At 55.2% G+C, this 19,893-nt stretch carries 16 protein-coding genes; 5 read left to right on the top strand and 11 right to left on the bottom strand.

Annotated features, from left to right (window positions below; all coding sequences use genetic code 11):
* Window positions 1–62: 62 nt before the first annotated feature.
* Window positions 63–1,103, top strand: coding sequence for an oxidoreductase (locus AB6731_RS06150; protein ID WP_214578814.1), 1,041 nt, complete (start codon window positions 63–65; stop codon window positions 1,101–1,103).
* 45 nt (window positions 1,104–1,148) lie between these two features.
* On the opposite strand, the gene add is transcribed toward AB6731_RS06150, so the two are convergent.
* The 3 genes from add to malX form a co-directional block, all read right to left on the bottom strand.
* The gene (add, locus tag AB6731_RS06145; RefSeq protein ID WP_014169807.1) at window positions 1,149–2,150 is read right to left on the bottom strand and encodes an adenosine deaminase; all 1,002 of its coding nucleotides are present in this window, start codon (window positions 2,148–2,150) and stop codon (window positions 1,149–1,151) included.
* Window positions 2,151–2,246: 96 nt separating this feature from the next.
* A complete protein-coding gene (locus tag AB6731_RS06140) occupies window positions 2,247–3,419 on the bottom strand; it encodes a MalY/PatB family protein (RefSeq protein ID WP_333062647.1) in 1,173 nt (390 codons plus the stop codon).
* A gap of 48 nt (window positions 3,420–3,467) precedes the next feature.
* Entirely contained in the window at window positions 3,468–5,060 is a 1,593-nt protein-coding gene (gene malX / locus AB6731_RS06135; RefSeq protein WP_014169809.1) for a maltose/glucose-specific PTS transporter subunit IIBC, read from the bottom strand.
* Window positions 5,061–5,237: 177 nt separating this feature from the next.
* On the opposite strand from malX, the gene AB6731_RS06130 reads away from it, so the two are divergent.
* Window positions 5,238–6,266, top strand: coding sequence for a Mal regulon transcriptional regulator MalI (locus tag AB6731_RS06130; protein WP_014169810.1), 1,029 nt, complete (start codon window positions 5,238–5,240; stop codon window positions 6,264–6,266).
* Between the two features lie 69 nt (window positions 6,267–6,335).
* On the opposite strand, the gene AB6731_RS06125 is transcribed toward AB6731_RS06130, so the two are convergent.
* Together AB6731_RS06125 and manA are read right to left on the bottom strand one after the other, a co-directional pair.
* Complete coding sequence (locus tag AB6731_RS06125; RefSeq protein ID WP_371006055.1) at window positions 6,336–7,886, bottom strand: YdgA family protein; 1,551 nt, start codon at window positions 7,884–7,886, stop codon at window positions 6,336–6,338.
* A gap of 99 nt (window positions 7,887–7,985) precedes the next feature.
* Window positions 7,986–9,161: a mannose-6-phosphate isomerase gene (manA, locus tag AB6731_RS06120; RefSeq protein WP_049022014.1), complete on the bottom strand. Its 1,176-nt coding sequence runs from the start codon at window positions 9,159–9,161 to the stop codon at window positions 7,986–7,988.
* A gap of 197 nt (window positions 9,162–9,358) precedes the next feature.
* Between manA and fumA the strand changes: the two genes are divergently transcribed.
* The gene (fumA, locus tag AB6731_RS06115; protein ID WP_371006054.1) at window positions 9,359–11,005 is read left to right on the top strand and encodes a class I fumarate hydratase FumA; all 1,647 of its coding nucleotides are present in this window, start codon (window positions 9,359–9,361) and stop codon (window positions 11,003–11,005) included.
* A 137-nt stretch (window positions 11,006–11,142) separates the two neighbouring features.
* Window positions 11,143–12,537, top strand: coding sequence for a class II fumarate hydratase (fumC, locus tag AB6731_RS06110; RefSeq protein ID WP_020884315.1), 1,395 nt, complete (start codon window positions 11,143–11,145; stop codon window positions 12,535–12,537).
* On the opposite strand, the gene tus is transcribed toward fumC, so the two are convergent.
* From tus to rstA, 3 genes are all read right to left on the bottom strand, one after another.
* Window positions 12,538–13,467 (bottom strand): DNA replication terminus site-binding protein, encoded by a 930-nt coding sequence (gene tus / locus AB6731_RS06105; protein ID WP_014169815.1) that lies wholly within the window; start codon window positions 13,465–13,467, stop codon window positions 12,538–12,540.
* A 74-nt stretch (window positions 13,468–13,541) separates the two neighbouring features.
* Window positions 13,542–14,840, bottom strand: coding sequence for a two-component system sensor histidine kinase RstB (gene rstB / locus AB6731_RS06100; protein ID WP_149376609.1), 1,299 nt, complete (start codon window positions 14,838–14,840; stop codon window positions 13,542–13,544).
* A gap of 485 nt (window positions 14,841–15,325) precedes the next feature.
* Entirely contained in the window at window positions 15,326–16,042 is a 717-nt protein-coding gene (gene rstA / locus AB6731_RS06095; protein WP_025204337.1) for a two-component system response regulator RstA, read from the bottom strand.
* A 128-nt stretch (window positions 16,043–16,170) separates the two neighbouring features.
* On the opposite strand from rstA, the gene AB6731_RS06090 reads away from it, so the two are divergent.
* Window positions 16,171–16,506 (top strand): GlpM family protein, encoded by a 336-nt coding sequence (locus AB6731_RS06090; RefSeq protein WP_025204336.1) that lies wholly within the window; start codon window positions 16,171–16,173, stop codon window positions 16,504–16,506.
* Here AB6731_RS06090 and folM read toward each other — a convergent pair.
* The 3 genes from folM to ydgH form a co-directional block, all read right to left on the bottom strand.
* Complete coding sequence (folM, locus tag AB6731_RS06085) at window positions 16,503–17,225, bottom strand: dihydromonapterin reductase (protein ID WP_025204335.1); 723 nt, start codon at window positions 17,223–17,225, stop codon at window positions 16,503–16,505. The two genes, AB6731_RS06090 and folM, sit on opposite strands and share 4 nt — an antisense overlap.
* 39 nt (window positions 17,226–17,264) lie before the next feature.
* A complete protein-coding gene (locus AB6731_RS06080; protein ID WP_020884310.1) occupies window positions 17,265–18,647 on the bottom strand; it encodes an amino acid permease in 1,383 nt (460 codons plus the stop codon).
* 185 nt (window positions 18,648–18,832) lie between these two features.
* Complete coding sequence (gene ydgH, locus AB6731_RS06075; protein WP_020884309.1) at window positions 18,833–19,777, bottom strand: DUF1471 family protein YdgH; 945 nt, start codon at window positions 19,775–19,777, stop codon at window positions 18,833–18,835.
* Window positions 19,778–19,893 lie beyond the last annotated feature (116 nt).

Raw genomic sequence — 19,893 nt, 5'->3', positions numbered from 1 at the left:
AATCTGTAAGAACGTCAGAGTAGCCAGTGTGAAATAAGATAGTCATAAAAGAGGGCAACATTATGAGTGATAGCATCCGCGTCGGGCTTATTGGTTACGGTTACGCGAGCAAGACTTTTCATGCGCCTCTGATTGCCGGGACGCCGGGCATGGCGCTGGCGGCAGTTTCCAGTAGCGATGCCACGAAAGTGCATGCCGACTGGCCCTCCGTGCCGGTTGTTTCTGAATCTAAGCATCTTTTTAACGACCCTAATATTGATCTGATCGTCATTCCCACCCCCAATGACACGCATTTTCCGCTGGCAAAGGCCGCACTGGAAGCCGGTAAGCACGTTATTGTCGATAAACCCTTCACGGTGACGTTGTCACAGGCACGCGAACTGGATGCGCTGGCAAAAAGTTTTGGCAGAGTGCTTTCGGTATTTCATAACCGCCGCTGGGACAGTGATTTCCTGACGGTAAAAGCGCTCCTTAATGAAGGTACGCTGGGCGAAATCCTCTTTTTTGAATCGCACTTTGACCGCTTCCGCCCTCAGGTCCGAAACCGCTGGCGTGAGCAAGCCGGGCCGGGCAGCGGCATCTGGTACGATTTAGCGCCGCATCTTCTCGATCAGGCCGTAAATTTGTTTGGCCTGCCGGTCAGTATGACAGTCGATCTGGCCCAGCTCAGACCCGGAGCGCAAACCACTGATTACTTTCATGCCGTCTTGAGTTACCCGCAGCGGCGTATTGTACTGCACGGGACAATGGTGGCAGCCGCCGAATCAGCGCGTTATATCCTCCACGGTACCCGCGGGAGCTTTGTGAAGTTTGGTCTCGATCCTCAGGAAGAACGCCTGAAAAACGGCGAGCGTTTGCCGCAGGAAGACTGGGGCTATGACATGCGGGACGGGGTTGTGACGCGGGTGGAAGGCGAGGAGAGGGTTGAAGAAACGTTACTGACGATCCCGGGTAACTATCCGGCGTATTATGCCGCTATCCGTGATGCGCTAAACGGGACGGGGGATAACCCGGTTCCGGCCAGCCAGGCGATTCAGATTATGGAATTGATTGAACTGGGGATTGAATCAGCCAAACACCGCGCAACGCTCTGTCTGGCGTGATTCTGGCAAAGCCGGGTAAGGCGAAGCGCCCACCCGGCAACGGGCTTAGCCGCGGGCGACCTTATCCCGCAGCGCCTGTTTCTCTGCTGGCGTCAGGAAGGCGATGTCCAGGCCGTTAATCTGCGCCTGGCGGATCTGATCCTGACTCAGGCCAGCCTGCGGTGCGGCGACGGTGTACTCATGAATAATATCCACGCCCTGTACTGCCGGATCGTCCGTGTTCAGTGAGGCCAGAACACCGTGCTCCAGGAAGGTTTTCAGCGGGTGATGCGCCAGTGATGCCACTGTGCTGGTCTGAATATTGGACGTCAGACAGGATTCAATACCAATACGCTGCTCGGCAAGGAAATCCATCAGGGCGCGATCTTCAACGGCTTTGACACCATGACCGATACGCTCTGCACCCAGCTCACGGATGGCCTGCCAGATGCTTTCAGGGCCTGCCGCTTCACCGGCATGCACGGTAATGTGCCAGCCGGCGTCACGCGCGCGGTTGAAATGAGAAAGGAACAGACTGCCCGGGAAGCCGAGTTCATCACCCGCCAGGTCAACGGCAGCGATCGCATCACGATGCGCCAGTAACCCTTCAAGCTCCTGCAGACAGGCCGCTTCACCGAAGGTGCGGCTCATAATGCCAATCAGGCGAGCCTGAACGTCGAAGGTTTTACACCCTTCACGCACGCCGTCAATTACCGCTTCAACCACGCCTGCAACGGGCAGGTTGTGGGTCATCGCCATATAGCCTGGCGAAAAGCGCAGTTCAACGTAGTGCAGGCCATTACGGGCGGCATCTTCAATATTTTCGAAAGCAACACGGCGGCAGGCATCCAGCGAGGCCAGCATCTTCACGCCCCAGTCGAGTTTGCTCAGGAAACTGACCAGATCCGGTTCATTTGAGGTGACCTGAACGTGGGGGATTAGGGTCTCAATCGTTTGAGCAGGGAGCGTGAGATTGTACTGGCGGCCAAGATCGAGGATGGTTTGGGCACGAATGTTACCGTCAAGATGGCGGTGAATATCAGTTAGTGGCAGGCGTGTATCAATCATGGTCGCACTCTTTTCTGGTTAAAGTGCGTCATATTATAAAAACAAAACGAGGTAAAAAGCTATTTGCGCAAGGGAATATTCCGTTGCGCAATCTGATTACAGGAGCGTCGTTATGCCAGCGATCAGCCGCTGAACCCCTTGCTCAAGCTTGCTACGCGGGCATCCCGCGTTCAGACGGACAAAACCGTTACCCTCTTCGCCGTAGGTGTATCCTGGCATGATGGCGACCTTTTGCTGCTCAATCAGGACTTTTTGTAGCATTTTGTCGTCAAGGTTGAGTGGACGTAAATCGATCCAGGCCAGATACGTGGCTTCGGGTGGCTGCCAGTCGAGCGTCGGAAACGCGCGGTGTAATTCGCGTGCAATGTACGCCAGATTTTCCTCCAGATACGCCCGCAACGCATCCAGCCATGGCTCTCCCTGCTGATAGGCAGCAATGTGGGCCGTCAGCGCCAGCACGGAAGGGGAAGAGAGCCCGTCACGACCTTTTAATGCGCTGAGGTAACCGTTACGGCTCTCTTCATCGCCAATCAGCCCCCAGGCACCGGTGAGCGCCGGTATGTTAAAACTTTTTGAACCAGAGCTCAGAAGTGCCCATTTGCCGCGTGCCACTTCATTCCACGGCGTATGGCGACGGCCTCCCCACACCATGTCCATATGAATTTCATCGCTGATCACCGCCACGTCATAACGGGCGCACAGTTCAGCCATGTGACTCAGCTCTTCACGCGTCCAGACTTTACCCGTGGGGTTTTGCGGGCTGCACAGCAGCAAAATTTTGTTTTCCGGTTTTGCCAGCGCCGCCTCAAGCGCGGCCCTATTTCCCTGCCAGCCCGTGGCATGTTTTTCCATCGCCACGCCGACCACCTGGCGGGCATTCCCCTCGATGGCCTTATAGAACGCATCGTAAGCGGGGGTATGGACCACCACGCCGTCGCCGGGAGTTGACCAGAGGCGAATCAGTTCGGACACCATATAAATAACGGAAGGCCCGTACACGAGCGAGTCGGTATCAATGTGGCTGCTAAAGCGCTGCCGGAACCAGTGCGCCACAGCGGCGAGAAACTCTTCATTTTTCCAGCGGCTGTAGCCAAACACCCCGTGATGAATACGCTGGTGCAGCGCTTCGGTGATGCAGGGCGCGGTCGCGAAATCCATATCGGAGATGGTGAAGGGCAGCAGATCGGCCGCGCCAAAGCGGTCGGCGACATAGTCCCACTGCGTGCACCAGGTGCCGTGTCGATCCACGACGGTTGAAAAATCGAACATGACTCAAGTCCTTAAAGAAAAACCCCCTCAGCGCGAGGGGGTGAGGCATCAGGCTTCCACTGTACGCATCAGGGTTGCCAGCTCATCTTTCACTGACTGGACCTGCGGGCCGATAACCACCTGCAAATTATGTTGATTTAACTGTACCACGCCGATGGCCCGGTTGGCTTTCAGGGCGTTGGTGTCCACTTTCGACATGTCCGCCACCGACAGGCGCAGTCGGGTGATGCAGTTATCCAGAGAGGTAATGTTATCCGCACCGCCCAGCGCCGCCAGAATAGCAGGGGTGTTATAGCCAGACTTACCCACGGTACCTGCAACAGCCTGCTCAACGCTGCTGGCGGTATCGGTATCCCGTCCAGGCGTTTTGAGGTTAAAGCGGGTGATGGCGAAGCGGAAAATTCCGTAGTACACCGCGAACCAGATAGCGGCCACCACCGGTACCAGGTACCATTTGGTCGACAACCCGTGCAGGATCCCGAACACCACAAAGTCGATGACGTTGCCGTCGGTATTCCCGATGGTGACGCCCAGCACCGCCATCACGGTGAAGCCCAGACCGGTCAGTACCGCGTGGATGAGATACAGCACTGGCGCGACAAACAGGAACAGGAATTCGATTGGCTCCGTTGTACCGCCCACGACACAGGCGATTACCCCGGAAATCAGCAGCCCTTTAATTTTATGGCGGTTTTCCGGACGAGCACAGTGATACATGGCCAGCGCCGCACCCGGCAAGCCGCCGAGGAAGGCCGGCATTTTACCCTGTGACAGGAAGCGGGTTGCACTTTCAGAGAAGCCGTGCGTGGTCGGGCAGCTCAGCTGTGCCTGGAAGATGGTCAGCGCACCGCTCACATCGTGTCCGCACACCTCCATCGTGCCGCCCGCTTCGGTAAAGCGGATCAGCGCCACCAGAATATGTTGCAGACCAAACGGCAGCAGCAGACGTTCGCCGGTTCCGAAGATCATCGGACCAAAATCGCCCGCACCGTTGATGATGCGGCCAATCCCGTTAATCCCCAGCGCAAAGACTGGCCAGATCAGCGGAATAATAAGGCCAAACAGACCCATGACCACAAGGGTTACAATGGGTACAAAGCGGGTGCCCCCGAAGAACGCCAGCGCATCAGGCAGGCGGATATTGTGGAAGCGCTCATGCAGCATCCAGATAATTACCCCGGCGATCACCGCACCGAGGATCCCGGTATCAATGGACTGAATCCCGATAACGCTCTGAATGTTGTTAGCTTTGAGTACGGCGGCATCGGTGGTGGGCAGAATGCCTTTAGCCGTCAGCCAGAAGTTCACCGCAAGGTTCATTACCGCATAACCGACAAACCCGGCAAAGGCGGCCACGCCTTTGTTCTCGCGTGCCAGACCCAGCGGGATAGCAATACAGAACATCACCGGCAGGAAACTGAAGGCGAAGGAGCCGACTTTACTCATCCAGATAAAGATCGCCTGCAGCACAGGTGTCCCGAGGAACGGGATCAGCGTGATGACGTCCTTACTGCTCAATGAACTGCCGATCCCGAGCATGATCCCGCAGAACGAGAGGAGTGCCACGGGCAGCATAAAGGTTTTACCCAGTTGCTGGAAAAATTCCCACAGCGATATTTTTTGTGCTGCTTTCGCCGTCATAAAACGACTCCTTTATTGTTAAAATCAGTTTATCTGCTTCAATGCTGCGAGAAGATAAAACGTTTTATCAAAGTTTAGTGCGCTCTGAATCACATTCTCAGGCTTTGACTGGTAGTATAAAGATTACATTTTGATAAAACGTTTTACCGATCTCATTTCAGGGAGTCACGCCGACACATGGCTGTAGCGAAAAAAATCACCATCAACGATGTCGCGCTGGCGGCCGGGGTTTCCGTCAGCACCGTTTCACTGGTGCTCAGCGGGAAAGGACGCATTTCTCCCGCGACCGGGCAACGGGTTAACGAGGCGGTTGAGCAACTGGGCTTTGTACGTAACCGCCAGGCATCAGCGCTGCGCGGTGGCCAAAGCGGTGTGATCGGTTTGATTGTGCGTGACCTGACCTCTCCCTTTTATGCCGAACTGACCGCGGGCCTGACCGAAGCGCTTGAAGCGCAGGGACGGATGGTCTTTTTGCTTCACGGCGGTCGCGAGGCCGATCAGCTCCTTTCCCGTCTGGATATGCTGCTTACGCAGGGCGTCGACGGGGTGATCGTCGCCGGCGCGTCGGGTGTGAGTAATGACTTGTGCGAGCGCGCCGCCGAAAAAGGCGTGCCGCTGGTGTTTGCCTCGCGCGCCAGTTATCTGGACGAAGCCGATACCCTGCGACCGGACAACATGCAGGCCGCACAAATGTTGACGGAGCATCTCATTCATCGGGGGCATCAGCGCATTGCCTGGCTTGGCGGAAAAAGTTCGTCCCTGACGCGAGCCGAGCGGGTAGGCGGTTACTGCGCGACGCTGATTAAATACGGCCTCCCGTTCCACAGCGAATGGGTGGTGGAATGCGAATCCAGCCAGAAGAAAGCCGCGGAAGCGATAAACGCGTTATTACGGAGTAGCCCGACGATAAGCGCCGTGATTTGCTATAACGAGGTGATTGCGATGGGAGCCTGGTTTGGCCTGATCCGCGCCGGGCGTCAGAGCGGCGAGGGTGGGGTTGAAACCTTCTTCGGCCACCAGGTGGCGTTAGGGGCATTTGCCGACGTCGGTGAAAACGCGCTGGACGATCTGCCCATTGTCTGGGCCACCACACCTGCCCGGGAGATGGGTTACACGCTGGCGGACAGGATTATGCAGCGCATCGAAAAAGCAGACGTGCAGGCCGGGCACCAGATTGTGTCGGCACGGTTAGTGACGGTGAAATAGTATTTCGTGGCACCAGTCTGAGTACCTGCAACCGGTAATAAAAAACCCCTCAGAGAGGGGTTTTGATGATTACTGCTGTGGTGCAGCGGGTGCAGCAGGTGCTTCAGGCACGGCCGGCGCTGCAGGTTCAGCCGGTTCCGGCATCCCCAGGGCAGGCATACCAAACATCCCGACAAAATCTTCCAGCGGCATTTTATCGCCGTTTAGCGTGACCTGACCGTTGGCATACTGCAGGCTGGTGGAAATGGTGTTGTCTTCCATCTTCGTGATGCGGAACATCTGGCCCATTGCCGCCAGGCCTTTCACCTGCTGGCTCGCCAGCTTGCCGGCATCTTCATCACCATACCCTTCAAGCTTCGCAATCTGGGTCATAAACTCGGTCGCCATATCCACAGGGATGGTCAGCTTGCTGTCGAGTGACTTCACGCTGCGATCCACTTCCTGCGCCAGGGTCTGAGGTTCACCCGTTGCGGTTGCCGGGTCTTTCAGGAACAGGGACAGATTAAAGTTGGTTTCGCCTTTGCTGTTTTTCCAGCTCAGCGGGGCCACGGTGATAACCGGCTCGCCTTTCAGCAGGATGGGCAGGTTGTTCATCAGCACCGCCATGGCCTGCTGCTGGTAAACTTCCGGATTCTGCTGCAGCGCGGCATTGCTCAGCAGTGCCTGGCTCTCTTTGCTGTATTTCTGGCTAAATTCATGCCATGCCTGACCGTCGATATTTCCAATCTTCAGCGACAGTTTGCCGGTCCCGAGATCCTGGTTCTGCACTTTCAGGCTCTTCAGGGCGTAATCCAGTTGGGTATTGATGCTCTTACCGTCTTTAGACACGTCGGATTTGCCGTCCACCTCCATGCCTTCCAGCACGGCCATCTCTTTCCCTTCAACCGCGATAGCAATCTTGTCGAAAGAGAGTTTCTGATTACCGATACGCTCTTTAAAATCGGTCATCTTGCTGTCGCCATCGGCTTTCAGGTTATTGAACGTCAGCTGAACCTTTTGACCGTATTCATTGACGGCATTGATCAGGCCGCTCTCTGCTTTACCGGTCAGGGAGAAGACATTTCCATCGCGGTCAGCATCAACCTTGAAATTCCCCCCGCTAAAGGTCACTTTCTCGTTATCTTTCTCGTAGTTCAGTGCTTTCAGATCAATACTGGAACGTGTGTCACCGGCGTAGCTGATGCGGGTGTTAACCTCGAAAGGTGACTCATTTTTTGCCAGATCAAACAGAGGTTTGGTTAAGTCGTTATTCACCAGTACAGTGTGAACGGACGCCATCGACGGGATCAGGTTAAAAGACGTTAACTGTGCCAGCGGGAACGGACCGTGGCTGACCACTTCATCCAGCACCACGCTTTGGCCCGGTTTCAGCCAGCCATTTTCATTACCGGCAACAGGCTTGACAACCACCTGCATATGGCTGGTAAAGATACCACGCTGATAATTCTGGTAGGCAAGCTCCACGCCTGCTTCCGGCGCGCCACGCTTAAGCTCTCCGTTAGCCTGTGCCACCATCTCAGCCAGACGGCTTTCCAGCTGTTTCCCGGTAAACCAGGAGGCACCTGTCCAGACCACGCCTAACGCTACAATCACTCCTACCGCTACGACCGATTTTTTCATTGCGACTATCCCTAAAATGAAACCAGGCGGTAGAAACCGCCCGGTGATGTAAAGTCTTCAACTAGCTTAGCAAGAGTTGTTAAAAAATTCAGTAAGTGCTTATAGCTTATTAAAAACACGCGCCAGACGACCGGTACCGCTCACGCTCACCGGCGACTCGTTTGCCGCTACAAATGCCGATTCGCCTGGCTTGAGCACCAGACGCTCGCCACCTTTATGCAGCGTTGCTTCACCCTCAACGCAGAACAGGATTGCTGCGCTCTCCTGCGCGATGGCGGTTTCTGCCGGGCTCAGGTCATGCAGTGAGAAGGCAAAATCATCCACCGGGATTGGGAAGTCCAGCTCCGCACCCTGTTTAACAGGCTGAGTCAGCAGGTGATCCGCTGGCTTCGCCTCAAACTTCACGTTGGCAACCAGCTCAGGGATATCAATGTATTTCGGCGTCAGGCCTGCACGCAGTACGTTGTCTGAGTTGGCCATCACCTCCAGCGCCACGCCCTGCAGGTAGGCGTGCGGGGTTTCAGCAAACAGGAACATCGCCTCGCCCGGGTTCAGCTTCACCACGTTCAGCAGCAGAGGGGAGAACAGGCCGCTGTCGTCCGGGTAGAATTCAGAAATCAGGCGGATGGTATCCCACGGCTCACCGTGCTGGCTGTCCAGCGCTGCTTTTAGCACCGCCAGGGCGTGAGATTTCTCTTCACCCTGCATGTTCAGCAGGCTGGCGAAAAGCTGGCTCAGGCCTGCTGCATTCGGGTTTTCCAGGAAGTGGGCGATCGCGTTGTTAGCACCCGCCACCGGCTGCAGCAGAGAGATAATTTCTGAGAACTCGCGAAATGCATTCATCGCCAGGAAGGGGGTCAGCGCAAAGACCAGCTCCGGCTTGTGGTTAGGATCTTTGTAGTTACGCTCGGCGGCATCTAACGGAATACCGGCCGCGTTCTCTTTCGCAAAGCCCATCTCAGAGGCTTTTTTATTCGGGTGCACCTGGATGGAGAGCGGCTGGTCGGCGCACAGCACTTTAAACAGGAACGGCAGCTCACCAAAACGGCTGGCAACCTTGTCACCCAGCAGGGTGGCTTTGTCGGCATCAATCACGTCGCGCAGAGAGCGAACCTGGCCGCTTGCGTCTTCAATTTTTGAGCTGCTCTTCGGGTGCGCACCCATCCACAGTTCTGCCATTGGCAGGTTGTTTGGGTTCGCGATACCGTAGAGATCCGTTAACGCAGTTTTACTTCCCCAGGCGTAGTTTTGCACTGAGTTAATGAGTTTTTGCATTATCAAGCCCTGATTCAATGGTGGAATTAACTCCGGGTATTAAAGCAATAAACCACATGGAAGTAACCTGTGGATGTAAAAAGTCGTACTAGTCTCAGTTTTTGTTAAAAAATTGTGTAGGATAAGCTGACTCGCTTTTAAGCGGGCAGCGGAACATCTGCCCAAATAATCAGACTGAAGCAGTAAGTGAGAGAACAATGTCGAACAAACCCTTTCATTATCAGGATCCTTTCCCCTTCAGTAAGGATCAAACCGAATATTACCTGTTAACCCGCGATCACGTCTCCGTCTCTGAATTCGAAGGGCAGGAGATCCTCAAGGTCGATCCGCAGGCGCTGACGTTACTGGCGCAGCAGGCTTTCCACGACGCCTCGTTTATGCTCCGCCCTGCGCACCAGCAGCAGGTTGCCGATATCCTGAGCGACCCGCAGGCCAGCGAAAACGACAAATACGTCGCCCTGCAGTTCCTGCGTAACTCGGATATCGCGGCGAAAGGTATTTTACCTACCTGCCAGGACACCGGCACGGCCATCATTGTGGGTAAAAAAGGCCAGCGCGTCTGGACCGGCGGCGGCGACGAAGCGGCGCTGGCGCACGGCGTGTACAACACCTACACCGAAGACAACCTGCGCTACTCGCAAAACGCGGCGCTGGATATGTACAAAGAGGTCAACACGGGCACAAACCTGCCTGCGCAGATTGACCTGTATAGCGTGGACGGTGATGAATACAAATTCCTTTGCATCGCCAAAGGTGGCGGTTCAGCGAACAAAACCTATCTCTACCAGGAAACCAAAGCGCTGCTCACACCGGGCAAGCTGAAGAATTACCTGGTTGAGAAAATGCGCACGCTCGGCACCGCTGCCTGCCCGCCGTACCATATTGCCTTTGTGATTGGCGGTACGTCAGCAGAGAGCACCCTGAAAACGGTGAAGCTGGCGTCGACCAAATACTACGACGGCCTGCCTACCGAAGGGAACGAGCACGGCCAGGCGTTCCGCGATGTTCAGCTTGAACAGGAACTGCTGGAAGAAGCGCGTAACCTCGGCCTGGGCGCGCAGTTCGGCGGCAAATATTTTGCCCATGATGTGCGTGTAATCCGTCTGCCGCGCCACGGCGCCTCCTGTCCGGTCGGGATGGGAGTCTCCTGTTCTGCGGATCGTAACATCAAGGCGAAGATCAACCGCGAAGGCGTCTGGATCGAAAAACTGGAAAACAACCCAGGGAAGTACATTCCTGAAGCGCTGCGCAAAGCGGGAGAGGGTGAAGCCGTTCATGTTGACCTGAACCGTCCGATGAAAGAGATTCTGGCGCAGCTGTCTCAGTATCCGGTGTCGACCCGTCTCTCTCTTAACGGAACCATCATCGTTGGTCGTGACATCGCTCACGCGAAACTGAAAGAGCGTCTGGACAATGGTGAAGGGCTGCCGCAGTACATCAAAGATCACCCGATTTACTACGCAGGCCCGGCCAAAACGCCAGAAGGCTACGCCTCTGGCTCGTTAGGCCCGACCACCGCAGGCCGTATGGACTCGTATGTTGACCAGCTGCAGGCCAACGGCGGCAGCATGATCATGCTGGCAAAAGGAAACCGTAGCCAGCAGGTGACAGATGCCTGCCATAAACACGGTGGCTTCTACCTGGGCAGCATCGGCGGTCCGGCTGCCGTACTCGCGCAGGGCAGCATCAAGAGCCTGGAGTGCATTGAATACCCGGAATTGGGTATGGAAGCTATCTGGAAAATTGAAGTGGAAGATTTCCCGGCGTTTATCCTTGTGGATGACAAAGGTAACGACTTCTTCAGGCAGATCCAGTCCTCTCAATGTTCGGCGTGTGTGAAGTAATCTACTATAGCCGGGTGGCGTTCACGTCACCCGGCACATCAAAGAGCGCACAAAGCGCCATATCTTTTCTGTAAAGCAATCAATACTTATCTCTGAAGCATGTGAGCAATCCCGACAGTGTTATCAAGGAGAAAGTAATGACTACGGTACGCCGTGAGAAAGACTCTATGGGCGCGATCGATGTCCCGGCTGACAAGCTATGGGGCGCGCAAACCCAGCGTTCGCTGGAACATTTCCGTATTTCGACCGAGAAAATGCCCGTCTCGCTTATTCAGGCGCTGGCGCTCACTAAACGTGCGGCCGCCAAAGTGAATCAGGATTTAGGCCTGCTGGCGGCAGATAAGGCCACCGCGATTATCACTGCTGCCGATGAAGTGCTGGCCGGCAAGCATCCCGATGAATTCCCCCTCGCCATCTGGCAGACCGGTTCTGGCACCCAGAGCAACATGAATATGAACGAAGTGCTGGCGAACCGGGCAAGCGAACTGCTGGGCGGCGTGCGCGGTATGGAGCGTAAGGTTCACCCGAACGATGACGTAAACAAAAGCCAAAGTTCGAACGACGTCTTCCCGACGGCGATGCACGTGGCGGCGGTGATTGCGCTTCGTGAACAGCTGATCCCGCAGCTCAACGTGCTTAAAACCACCCTTGGCGAGAAGGCGCAGGCTTTCAGCGATATCGTCAAAATAGGACGTACTCACCTGCAGGATGCCACGCCGCTGACGCTCGGCCAGGAGATTTCCGGCTGGGTGGCAATGCTAGAACATAACCTCAAGCACATCGAGTACAGCCTGCCGCATCTTGCAGAGCTGGCGCTGGGCGGAACGGCGGTCGGTACGGGGTTAAATACCCATCCGGAATATGCGGTGCGCGTTGCCGACGAGCTGGCGGCCATCACCGGGCAGCCGTTTATCACGGCGCCGAATAAGTTTGAAGCGCTGGCCACCTGTGATGCGCTGGTTCATACCCACGGTGCCCTCAAGGGGCTGGCAGCGTCGTTGATGAAAATCGCCAATGATGTGCGCTGGCTGGCCTCGGGTCCCCGTTGTGGTATCGGTGAAATTAGCATTCCGGAAAACGAGCCGGGTAGCTCTATCATGCCGGGCAAAGTAAACCCGACCCAGTGTGAAGCCATGACCATGCTCTGCTGCCAGGTAATGGGTAACGACGTTGCCGTTAACATGGGCGGCGCATCCGGTAACTTTGAGCTGAACGTCTATCGCCCGATGGTGATTCACAACGTGCTTCAGTCCATACGCCTGCTGGCGGACGGTATGGAGAGTTTCAACGAGCACTGTGCGTCAGGCATTGAGCCAAACCGCGAGCGCATCAGTCAGTTGCTCAATGAGTCGTTGATGCTGGTGACCGCGCTGAATACCCATATCGGCTACGACAAAGCCGCCGAGATTGCGAAAAAAGCGCATAAAGAGGGGCTGACGCTGAAAGCCTCCGCTCTGGCATTGGGTTACCTGACGGAGGCTGAGTTTGATGCATGGGTACGCCCGGAATCGATGGTCGGCAGCCTGAAATAATCACTGCGCCACATACAGGTGCAGCCGCGGAATAATCAGCTGCAGCGGTTGCGCCTGAGGTCTGTAACGATGCTGGACATTTTCAGCATCGTAATTCAGCAGTTCGCCAATATCCGGCACAATGGCCCCCTGATCGGCATCATAAAGTGCGATCAGCGGCGTCGGGCAGGCATACTGTACCTGCTTTTGCTGGCCGGAATACCAGACGCGCGCGATAGGCTGCACCTTCACCGGACGCTTAATCTTGAGCCGGGTATCTGCCGGCAGTGAGGCGATGCTGTGGTACTCCTGCTCAAGCCGTTCAATCCACTGCTCGCGTGACCACGGTGCGACAGTCCGCGGTGCCTTCAGACTCTTTTCCAGCTGCGCCAGAATGTCATCCCGGGTGAAGTTTTTAATGATGTGCTTGTTGGCCCAGCCGAAGCGAAGCGTGGCGGGATGACGCAGTACCGTGAGCGTACGATAGGCATTCAGGGTGATTAATCCCGGTAGCTGTCGGTGTACCCATTCAAAACGGGCGGCAGGGGCCAGACCTGACTCTTCAGTGATGATCTTTTCAAACGTCGCCTTAAGCGTGTTGATATGCGCAATTTGGTTTTCCAGCGCTTCTCGCGTTGTTGCATCAGTTTGCAGGCAGATTACGCCCGGCAGACGAACGGCCGCCTTACTGCTGCGGTTTTCTGACTGCTGCTGGATAAACAGGCGACGGTAGTGTCGCAGCGTCAGTTCCAGCGCCGCTTTGCCGATATGCTGCTGTACCTCTATGGTTTCCAGCGGGTCGTGTTCAGCGCCTTTCACCACATCCGGCAGGGTAAAGACGCGCGCGGCTAACAGACGGCAGGTCTGCAAACGTTCGGTCAGGGTCAGTAACTCGTGTTCAATGTCGCGGAACGTGCTGTTCAGCCTTTCGATGAGATCGTACGTCGCCATGATAACTCTTCATTAGTTACAACATACTTATCATATAGCACAGCACGCCGGGTCAGGCCAGCGTGCGATAAAGGTCAGGCAGGGACGGGAAGGGTGATGTTGTGATATACCGGCCAGCTAAAGCAGAAGCGCGCGCCGCCGAGTGCGCTCTCTTCACAATGCACCGTGCCGCCCATCGCCTGCGCAATGGAGTAAACAATTGCCAGCCCGAGGCCACATCCCCCCGTGGCACGATCGCGGCTGGGGTCGAGGCGTACAAACGGCTCAAACACCGTTTCACGCGCTTCCGGGGCGATGCCCGGTCCGTCATCCTCAACCGTCAGACAGGCCTGACTACCCTGTAAATCTAAGCCAATCTGCAGCGTGCTCTCGCTATAGCGCATGGCGTTGTTCATCAGATTATCCAGCACGCGTTCCATCAGACGCATATCCAGTGCGCCATAATCGCCGGGCGTGACGTGTGTCAACAGGGTACGTTGCGGGTTTACGCTCTGGACATCATCGATATGGGTTTGTAACCAGCCGGGCAGGTCCGGCGTACTGAGGTTCAGTTCGTTTTGCGGGCGATCGAGGCGCGCGTAGGTCAGGAGCTCCTCAATGAGGCCCTCAAGCTGACCAATGTCGCGGTTCAGCGCCTGAGACTCGGCCTCCGTCAGGTTTTCGCTCATCTCCAGCCGATAGCGCAGGCGTACCAGCGGCGTACGCAGCTCGTGAGCAATTCCGTCAATGAGCTGTTTTTTACTGATAATCAGCGCATTGATGTTATCAGCCATCTGGTTAAACGCCACGCCAAGACGTTCGAAGCTGGAACCGCTGTCGAAGTGAATGCGCTCGGTAAAATGCCCGTCACCAAAACGTTGCGCAGCAGATTCCAGTTTCAGCATGTCCTGCCAATGTGGCCTCATCCAGATAAAGACCGGGAAAGCGAGCGAAATGGCAATGAAAGCCAGCAGGGCAAGGTCCAGCAGGCGCATCTGATGCAGATAATAGAGATAAGGTACCGGCCCCACGGCCAGAACGTAATGGCTCCGTGGAATGCGCTGGATAAAGGTATATTTCTCATCCAGCGCCACAATGTCCCCGTCACGCAGTCGCTGCATGGCGGGTGGCTCTAAATCGAAATCCTTCATCGGCTCGATGCGCAGATCAAACGACAGGTTCAGATCCAGCTCTTTTAAGGTCCTGGCCCAGTCGTGTGGCGGGATCTCTCGCAGCTCGCTGCGCATCAGGTAGAGCGAGCTTTTCATTAAATCATCCAGTGACTGCCTGCCCGCACGTTCGGCGGTGAATTTATAGACCAGCCCAACCAGCATGGTCATCACCAGGAAGCAGACAAACAGCAGGAGATAAAACTGTACGAACAGCTTTTTCATTCAATCTCACCGAAAATCAATACGTTAACAACCTGCGTCGAAGACAAACACGCAAACCCAAACTAGTTACACATACCGCTCGGTTTTTTACGGGGCCCGCATTGTGAGTAATCCCACAGAACGTACCCTTTTGATTTCATACAGTCTTCTATTTTTTGGATCCTGGAATCTTGCTGTTCTATCGTTTCGCCCGGCAGCAGGCGGTTACGACTGAAGTTTTCGTCCCATGAATTGAGCGAATACTTTCGATCAACACCGCAGGCGTACAAATCCTCACGGCGTTGTTGCACATTGGTATGGCCCGGGGTCCTGGGATTCTGGATAGTCTGAATATACGGAACATAGTCATAATGACTTGAATCCATATCTGCGACAACGCACCCGGTTAACCCAAAACAGCAGATCAGGCTGAGTGTTCTTATTTTATGCAACTGTCAGACCTCGTCTGCGTAATGTTTTAAACGGTGTCGTTCGGGGAACCGGTATCAGGTTTCCCAGGCGTGAGGCGCGAACAGATAGCCCTTGTTACGCACGGTTTTAATGCGGTACGGTTCAGTGGCATTATCCTGCAGTTTTTTACGCAGGCGCGAAATAGCCACGTCAACGCTGCGATCCATTCCGTCATAGCTGACGCCGCGCAGGTTTTTCAGTAATGCATCGCGGTCCATGATCTGCCCGGCGTGAGTTGCCAGTTCCCAGAGCAGGTCAAAATCTGCGGTGGAAAGGGCGATAAGCTCGCCAGAAAGCAGAACCTGACGGTTAATCGGATCAATAGACAAGGTACCAAAACGCATCGCTTTGTGCGGGGTCAGCGACTGAGCAGGCGCTTCTCGTTCAACGCTGGCACGCTGGCGTAAATGAAGGCGCAGACGAGCAAGGAGGACGGCAGGGGGCGTGGTTTTCAGAATGTAGTCATTGGCACCCATTTCGAGTGACAAAATATGGTTCATGTCGCTGTCCAGCGAGGTCAGCAGCACGATAGGGCCCTCCCACCGGGCGCGCAGATCGCGGCAGACCGTCATGCCATCTTTGCCGGGCAGCATAATGTCCAGCAGCACCAGGTCCGGGTTTTCACGTAAGACCACCTCTTCGGCACGATCGCCACGAGGCTCAACAATGACGTCCATATCATGCTTACCCAGATAGGCGGCGATCAATTGCCCCACTTCGGGCTCGTCTTCAACATAAACAATCTTATTCATACAACGTCTGTTATCGTGAAAAAAGCCAACATACACCGCACAACCTTAACGTTCCATTAATCTTTCATAATTAACGCCAGTTCCGTTATTCTGGCTCATAGTGTTATTTGATTGTTATAGGGAAAAACATGGGGCTGGTGATAAAAGCCGCGTTGGGTGCGCTGGTGGTGTTACTGATTGGTGTTCTGGCTAAAACCAGGAATTATTATATTGCCGGGCTGATCCCACTCTTCCCGACCTTTGCGTTAATAGCGCACTATATTGTCGCCTCAGAACGAGGCACGGAAGCATTACGTACGACTATCGTGTTCGGGATGTGGTCGATCATCCCTTATTTTCTTTATCTGCTTTCGCTGTGGTACTTCACCGGTTTTATGCGACTTCCCCTGGCGCTGAGCGGGGCCGTTGTCTGCTGGGGACTCAGCGCCTGGGTGCTTATCTTCTTCTGGAGCCGCTTTCACTAGCGCAGCGGTCGTCCGCCGTCCACGGCAAAGGTTCTGCCAGTGACGTAGCAACTGGTGAGCAGATAATCGATAAGATCGATAACCTCTTTTTCACCTGGCGCAATTTTCATCAGCGATTTATTCAGCGCCTGCTGGCGATACTCCGCATCATCGTCTTCGTTGAATAAAATCATCGCCGGGGCGATGGCGTTCACCTTAACTTCAGGGGCAAGTTTACGGGCGAACGAGCGCGTCATGTTATCGAGTGCGGCTTTACTGGCCGCATAGGCGATGTGCTTGTCGCTGCCGCGCTCCACGACGTAATCGGTGAAATGAATAATATCACCCGCCGCATGTCCGTGACCACGCAGCAGGTCGAGCAGGGCATGGTTCAGCAGATAGGGCGCATTGACGTGGATCTGCAGCATGCAGGAGAGCGTTTCGCTGAGTGGCGTACCAGATTTTTCGGGAAGCCAGGCGCTGGCATTATGGATAATGGCGCGCAGCCCGGGGGTGGTAGATTTTACTTTTTCAGCGAAGGCCAGAATACCGTCATCGGTTGAGAAATCGGCCTGAATGCAGATCGCACCGGCTTTGCGTAGCCCCTCAATCGAGGGATATTCGCTGCGGTAACTGATGATGACCGGATGGCGAAGATTGAGAAAGTGATGGGCAAGGGCGAGGCCGATACGACGGCCTCCACCAGTAATCAGTATTGGGCGTTGCTGCGCGTTTCCCATCGTGTTCTCCTTTTCAGTTCAACAATGGGAAAGGCGATTCTATCCCATTAACATCCAGGTTGCCGGTACGGCAGCAACCAGTAACAGCCCGATTAAGGCCATCTCACGGCGTCTAAGCGCGTTCTCTAACTGATGCGTGCGGCGGGCGTAGATAAACACCAGCAGGCCCGGTGCATACAACACCACCGACAGCAGCAGATGCATAGGCCCGGAAGCATACAACAACCACAGGCCGTAAATACAGGCTCCGACACCCACCACATAGTGCGCCGGACGTGTGGCGATTTTTAACAGATATGCACCCACTAAGAAATAGGGTACCAGAATCATCTCCGAGGCGATGGTCAGCAGAGTGTTATAGTCTGAACCTGTGAGCCAGATCAGCACCAGACAGACCTGAACGCTGATGTTGGTCAGCCAGAGTGAGGCCGACGGCGCGCTGTTTTTGTTTTGACGAGCAAACAGGCGTGGAAATGCTTTGTGCGTTGCGGCCAGGAACGGCACTTCTGCCGCCATAATGGTCCAGCTCAGGTACGCGCCGCACACGGAGATAATCAGCCCCGCGGCAATCACCACGTCACCCCACGGTCCGAACATTTTCACCATCAGGCCCGCCATCGACGGGTTACGCATTTCGGCCAGTTCAGGACGCGCGACCACCCCCAGCGACAGCAGCGTCACCATCAGATACACGCCCAGCGCCGCCAGTACCGCCAGCAGCGTGGCGCGACCCACATCGCGCTTATTCCGCGCCCGGGCAGAGACCACGACGGCACCTTCAACACCGATGAAGACCCACAGGGTGATCAGCATGGTGTTTTTGACCTGCTCCCAGACCGGTACGCCCAGCGCGACACCGCTGAAATCGAGACTGAACACATCGAGACGGAACGCCATAAAGGCCAGCACGATAAACAGGCCGAGCGGAACCAGTTTGGCCAGGGTTGCCACCAGGTTAATGCTGGCCGCCGTCTGTACGCCACGTAGAATCAGCCAGTGAACAACCCACAGCAGTACCGAAGCGCCCACAATGGACTGCCAGGTATTGCCGTCGCCAAAGAACCGCAGTTCAGGGGTATCGGTAAAGAAACTGAGCGCCGAAAAGACGATCACCAGGTAGGAGACGTTTGCGATGACCGCACACAGCCAGTAGCCCCATGCGGAACAGAAGCCAATCAGTTCGCCGAAACCTTCACGGGCGTAAGTGAAAATCCCCCCATCCAGATCCGGGCGGATGCGGGTCAGCAGCAGCATTGCGAACGCCAGCAGCAAAATCCCGGCACCCGTGATGCCCCACCCTATAAGCAGTGCGGCAGGGCTTGCGACCGCCGCCATATTCTGCGGTAAGCTGAACACGCCCGCACCCAGCATTGAGCTCAAAACGAGTGCAGTCAAAGCACTCAGGCCTAGTTTCTTTTCCATTGGCTTCCTGTTATGAAAGGTCCAAATCCAGAATAATTATTTCGCACAGGCGCATAAAAATGGTGGATCACACTAAGGCGCGGGATTTTACGGAGTGTCACGAAAGCATGCAATGACGTGGGGCCGAATTTCAAAAAAAAGTAACAAAAAAGGCGGCATTGCGCCGCCTCGGGTCAACCGTTCTGTTACTTGTACAGGTCGGCGCTGATGGTCACGTTGTTACCACGTTCCTGCCACTGGCGGGTGATGTGGTAATACTTCGCCCCTTTCTTCGCCGCACGTTTCGCGACCTGATAAGAGACTTCCGTCATGTTGCCGTAGTTGCCGGTAAATTTAATGCTGTCGAACGGCACCATCTGCGCTGCAGTGGCTTTGTTCAGCTCTTCAATTTTGGTTCCGTCTGGCAGGGTAACGGAGTAACGGCCACCTTTGGTGGATTGTGTTTCGAAGAAACGGCCCACTTCAGCGCTTGGTGCGGCAGAGGTGGCTACGCCTGGAATTTCCACTTTCTTCGCTTCTTCACCGCCTTTCGCTATCGCCGCACGACCCGCTTCGGAATCAGCAGGAATAGCGTCCGGGCTTTGCAGAACGCGTTTCTTCGCATCTTCTTTATAGATGAACGCAGTAATGCGCTGGTTGCCACCCTGGTTAGCATCGACCTGACGCACGATAAAGAAAGAGTACGCGCCTTTTTCTTTTGCGGCTTTGGTGATGGCATCGTTCACTTCAGGCTGGCTGCGATAGAAGCCCTGCACGGTGACGGTGTCATAAGGTTCCAGCTCAATCGCCTGATCTTTCGGTAATTCAACGACGCCGTTAATCACGCGGTTTTTCGGTGCGTCAGCTTTCGGCGCATTGTCTTTATACAGCGCAATCGTCACGCGCTGGTTACCGCTGTTGCCGGAGTCAGACTGATCAACAACGTAAAACGAGGCCGCACCGTTTTTATCGGCGGCTTTTGATGCGGCGGCGACGGCATCGCCAATAGAATTATAACGACCCACAATGACCGTATGGTCAAAAGGTTTTAACGCTGCCGCTTGCTCCGGCGTTAACTCTGTCGCGGCATTCGCAGACAGGGCGGTCGCGGAGAGAAGTGCGGACGCCAGGAGTGTGTTCTTAAGCTTCATAAAAATAATCCTTCGCCTTGCGCAAACCATGTACTGGTATTGTTGTTAATTTGAGACGGTCCCGATTATGGCATTTAAAACCCGTCGCTGTCTGCGCCATTTTTCACAGCCTGTGC

The organism is Enterobacter sp. RCC_40 (assembly GCF_041360735.1).
Taxonomy (GTDB): Bacteria; Pseudomonadota; Gammaproteobacteria; order Enterobacterales; family Enterobacteriaceae; genus Enterobacter; species Enterobacter ludwigii.
This window is presented reverse-complemented; position numbering and strand designations above follow the sequence as displayed.

What these genes read in the sequence shown, in the direction of transcription:
- AB6731_RS06150 (WP_214578814.1), top strand. Translation starts at nt 63, where the DNA reads ATGAGTGATAGCATCCGCGTCGGGCTTATTGGTTACGGTTACGCGAGC.
- add (WP_014169807.1), bottom strand. Translation starts at nt 2,150, where the DNA reads ATGATTGATACACGCCTGCCACTAACTGATATTCACCGCCATCTTGAC.
- AB6731_RS06140 (WP_333062647.1), bottom strand. Translation starts at nt 3,419, where the DNA reads ATGTTCGATTTTTCAACCGTCGTGGATCGACACGGCACCTGGTGCACG.
- malX (WP_014169809.1), bottom strand. Translation starts at nt 5,060, where the DNA reads ATGACGGCGAAAGCAGCACAAAAAATATCGCTGTGGGAATTTTTCCAG.
- AB6731_RS06130 (WP_014169810.1), top strand. Translation starts at nt 5,238, where the DNA reads ATGGCTGTAGCGAAAAAAATCACCATCAACGATGTCGCGCTGGCGGCC.
- AB6731_RS06125 (WP_371006055.1), bottom strand. Translation starts at nt 7,886, where the DNA reads ATGAAAAAATCGGTCGTAGCGGTAGGAGTGATTGTAGCGTTAGGCGTG.
- manA (WP_049022014.1), bottom strand. Translation starts at nt 9,161, where the DNA reads ATGCAAAAACTCATTAACTCAGTGCAAAACTACGCCTGGGGAAGTAAA.
- fumA (WP_371006054.1), top strand. Translation starts at nt 9,359, where the DNA reads ATGTCGAACAAACCCTTTCATTATCAGGATCCTTTCCCCTTCAGTAAG.
- fumC (WP_020884315.1), top strand. Translation starts at nt 11,143, where the DNA reads ATGACTACGGTACGCCGTGAGAAAGACTCTATGGGCGCGATCGATGTC.
- tus (WP_014169815.1), bottom strand. Translation starts at nt 13,467, where the DNA reads ATGGCGACGTACGATCTCATCGAAAGGCTGAACAGCACGTTCCGCGAC.
- rstB (WP_149376609.1), bottom strand. Translation starts at nt 14,840, where the DNA reads ATGAAAAAGCTGTTCGTACAGTTTTATCTCCTGCTGTTTGTCTGCTTC.
- rstA (WP_025204337.1), bottom strand. Translation starts at nt 16,042, where the DNA reads ATGAATAAGATTGTTTATGTTGAAGACGAGCCCGAAGTGGGGCAATTG.
- AB6731_RS06090 (WP_025204336.1), top strand. Translation starts at nt 16,171, where the DNA reads ATGGGGCTGGTGATAAAAGCCGCGTTGGGTGCGCTGGTGGTGTTACTG.
- folM (WP_025204335.1), bottom strand. Translation starts at nt 17,225, where the DNA reads ATGGGAAACGCGCAGCAACGCCCAATACTGATTACTGGTGGAGGCCGT.
- AB6731_RS06080 (WP_020884310.1), bottom strand. Translation starts at nt 18,647, where the DNA reads ATGGAAAAGAAACTAGGCCTGAGTGCTTTGACTGCACTCGTTTTGAGC.
- ydgH (WP_020884309.1), bottom strand. Translation starts at nt 19,777, where the DNA reads ATGAAGCTTAAGAACACACTCCTGGCGTCCGCACTTCTCTCCGCGACC.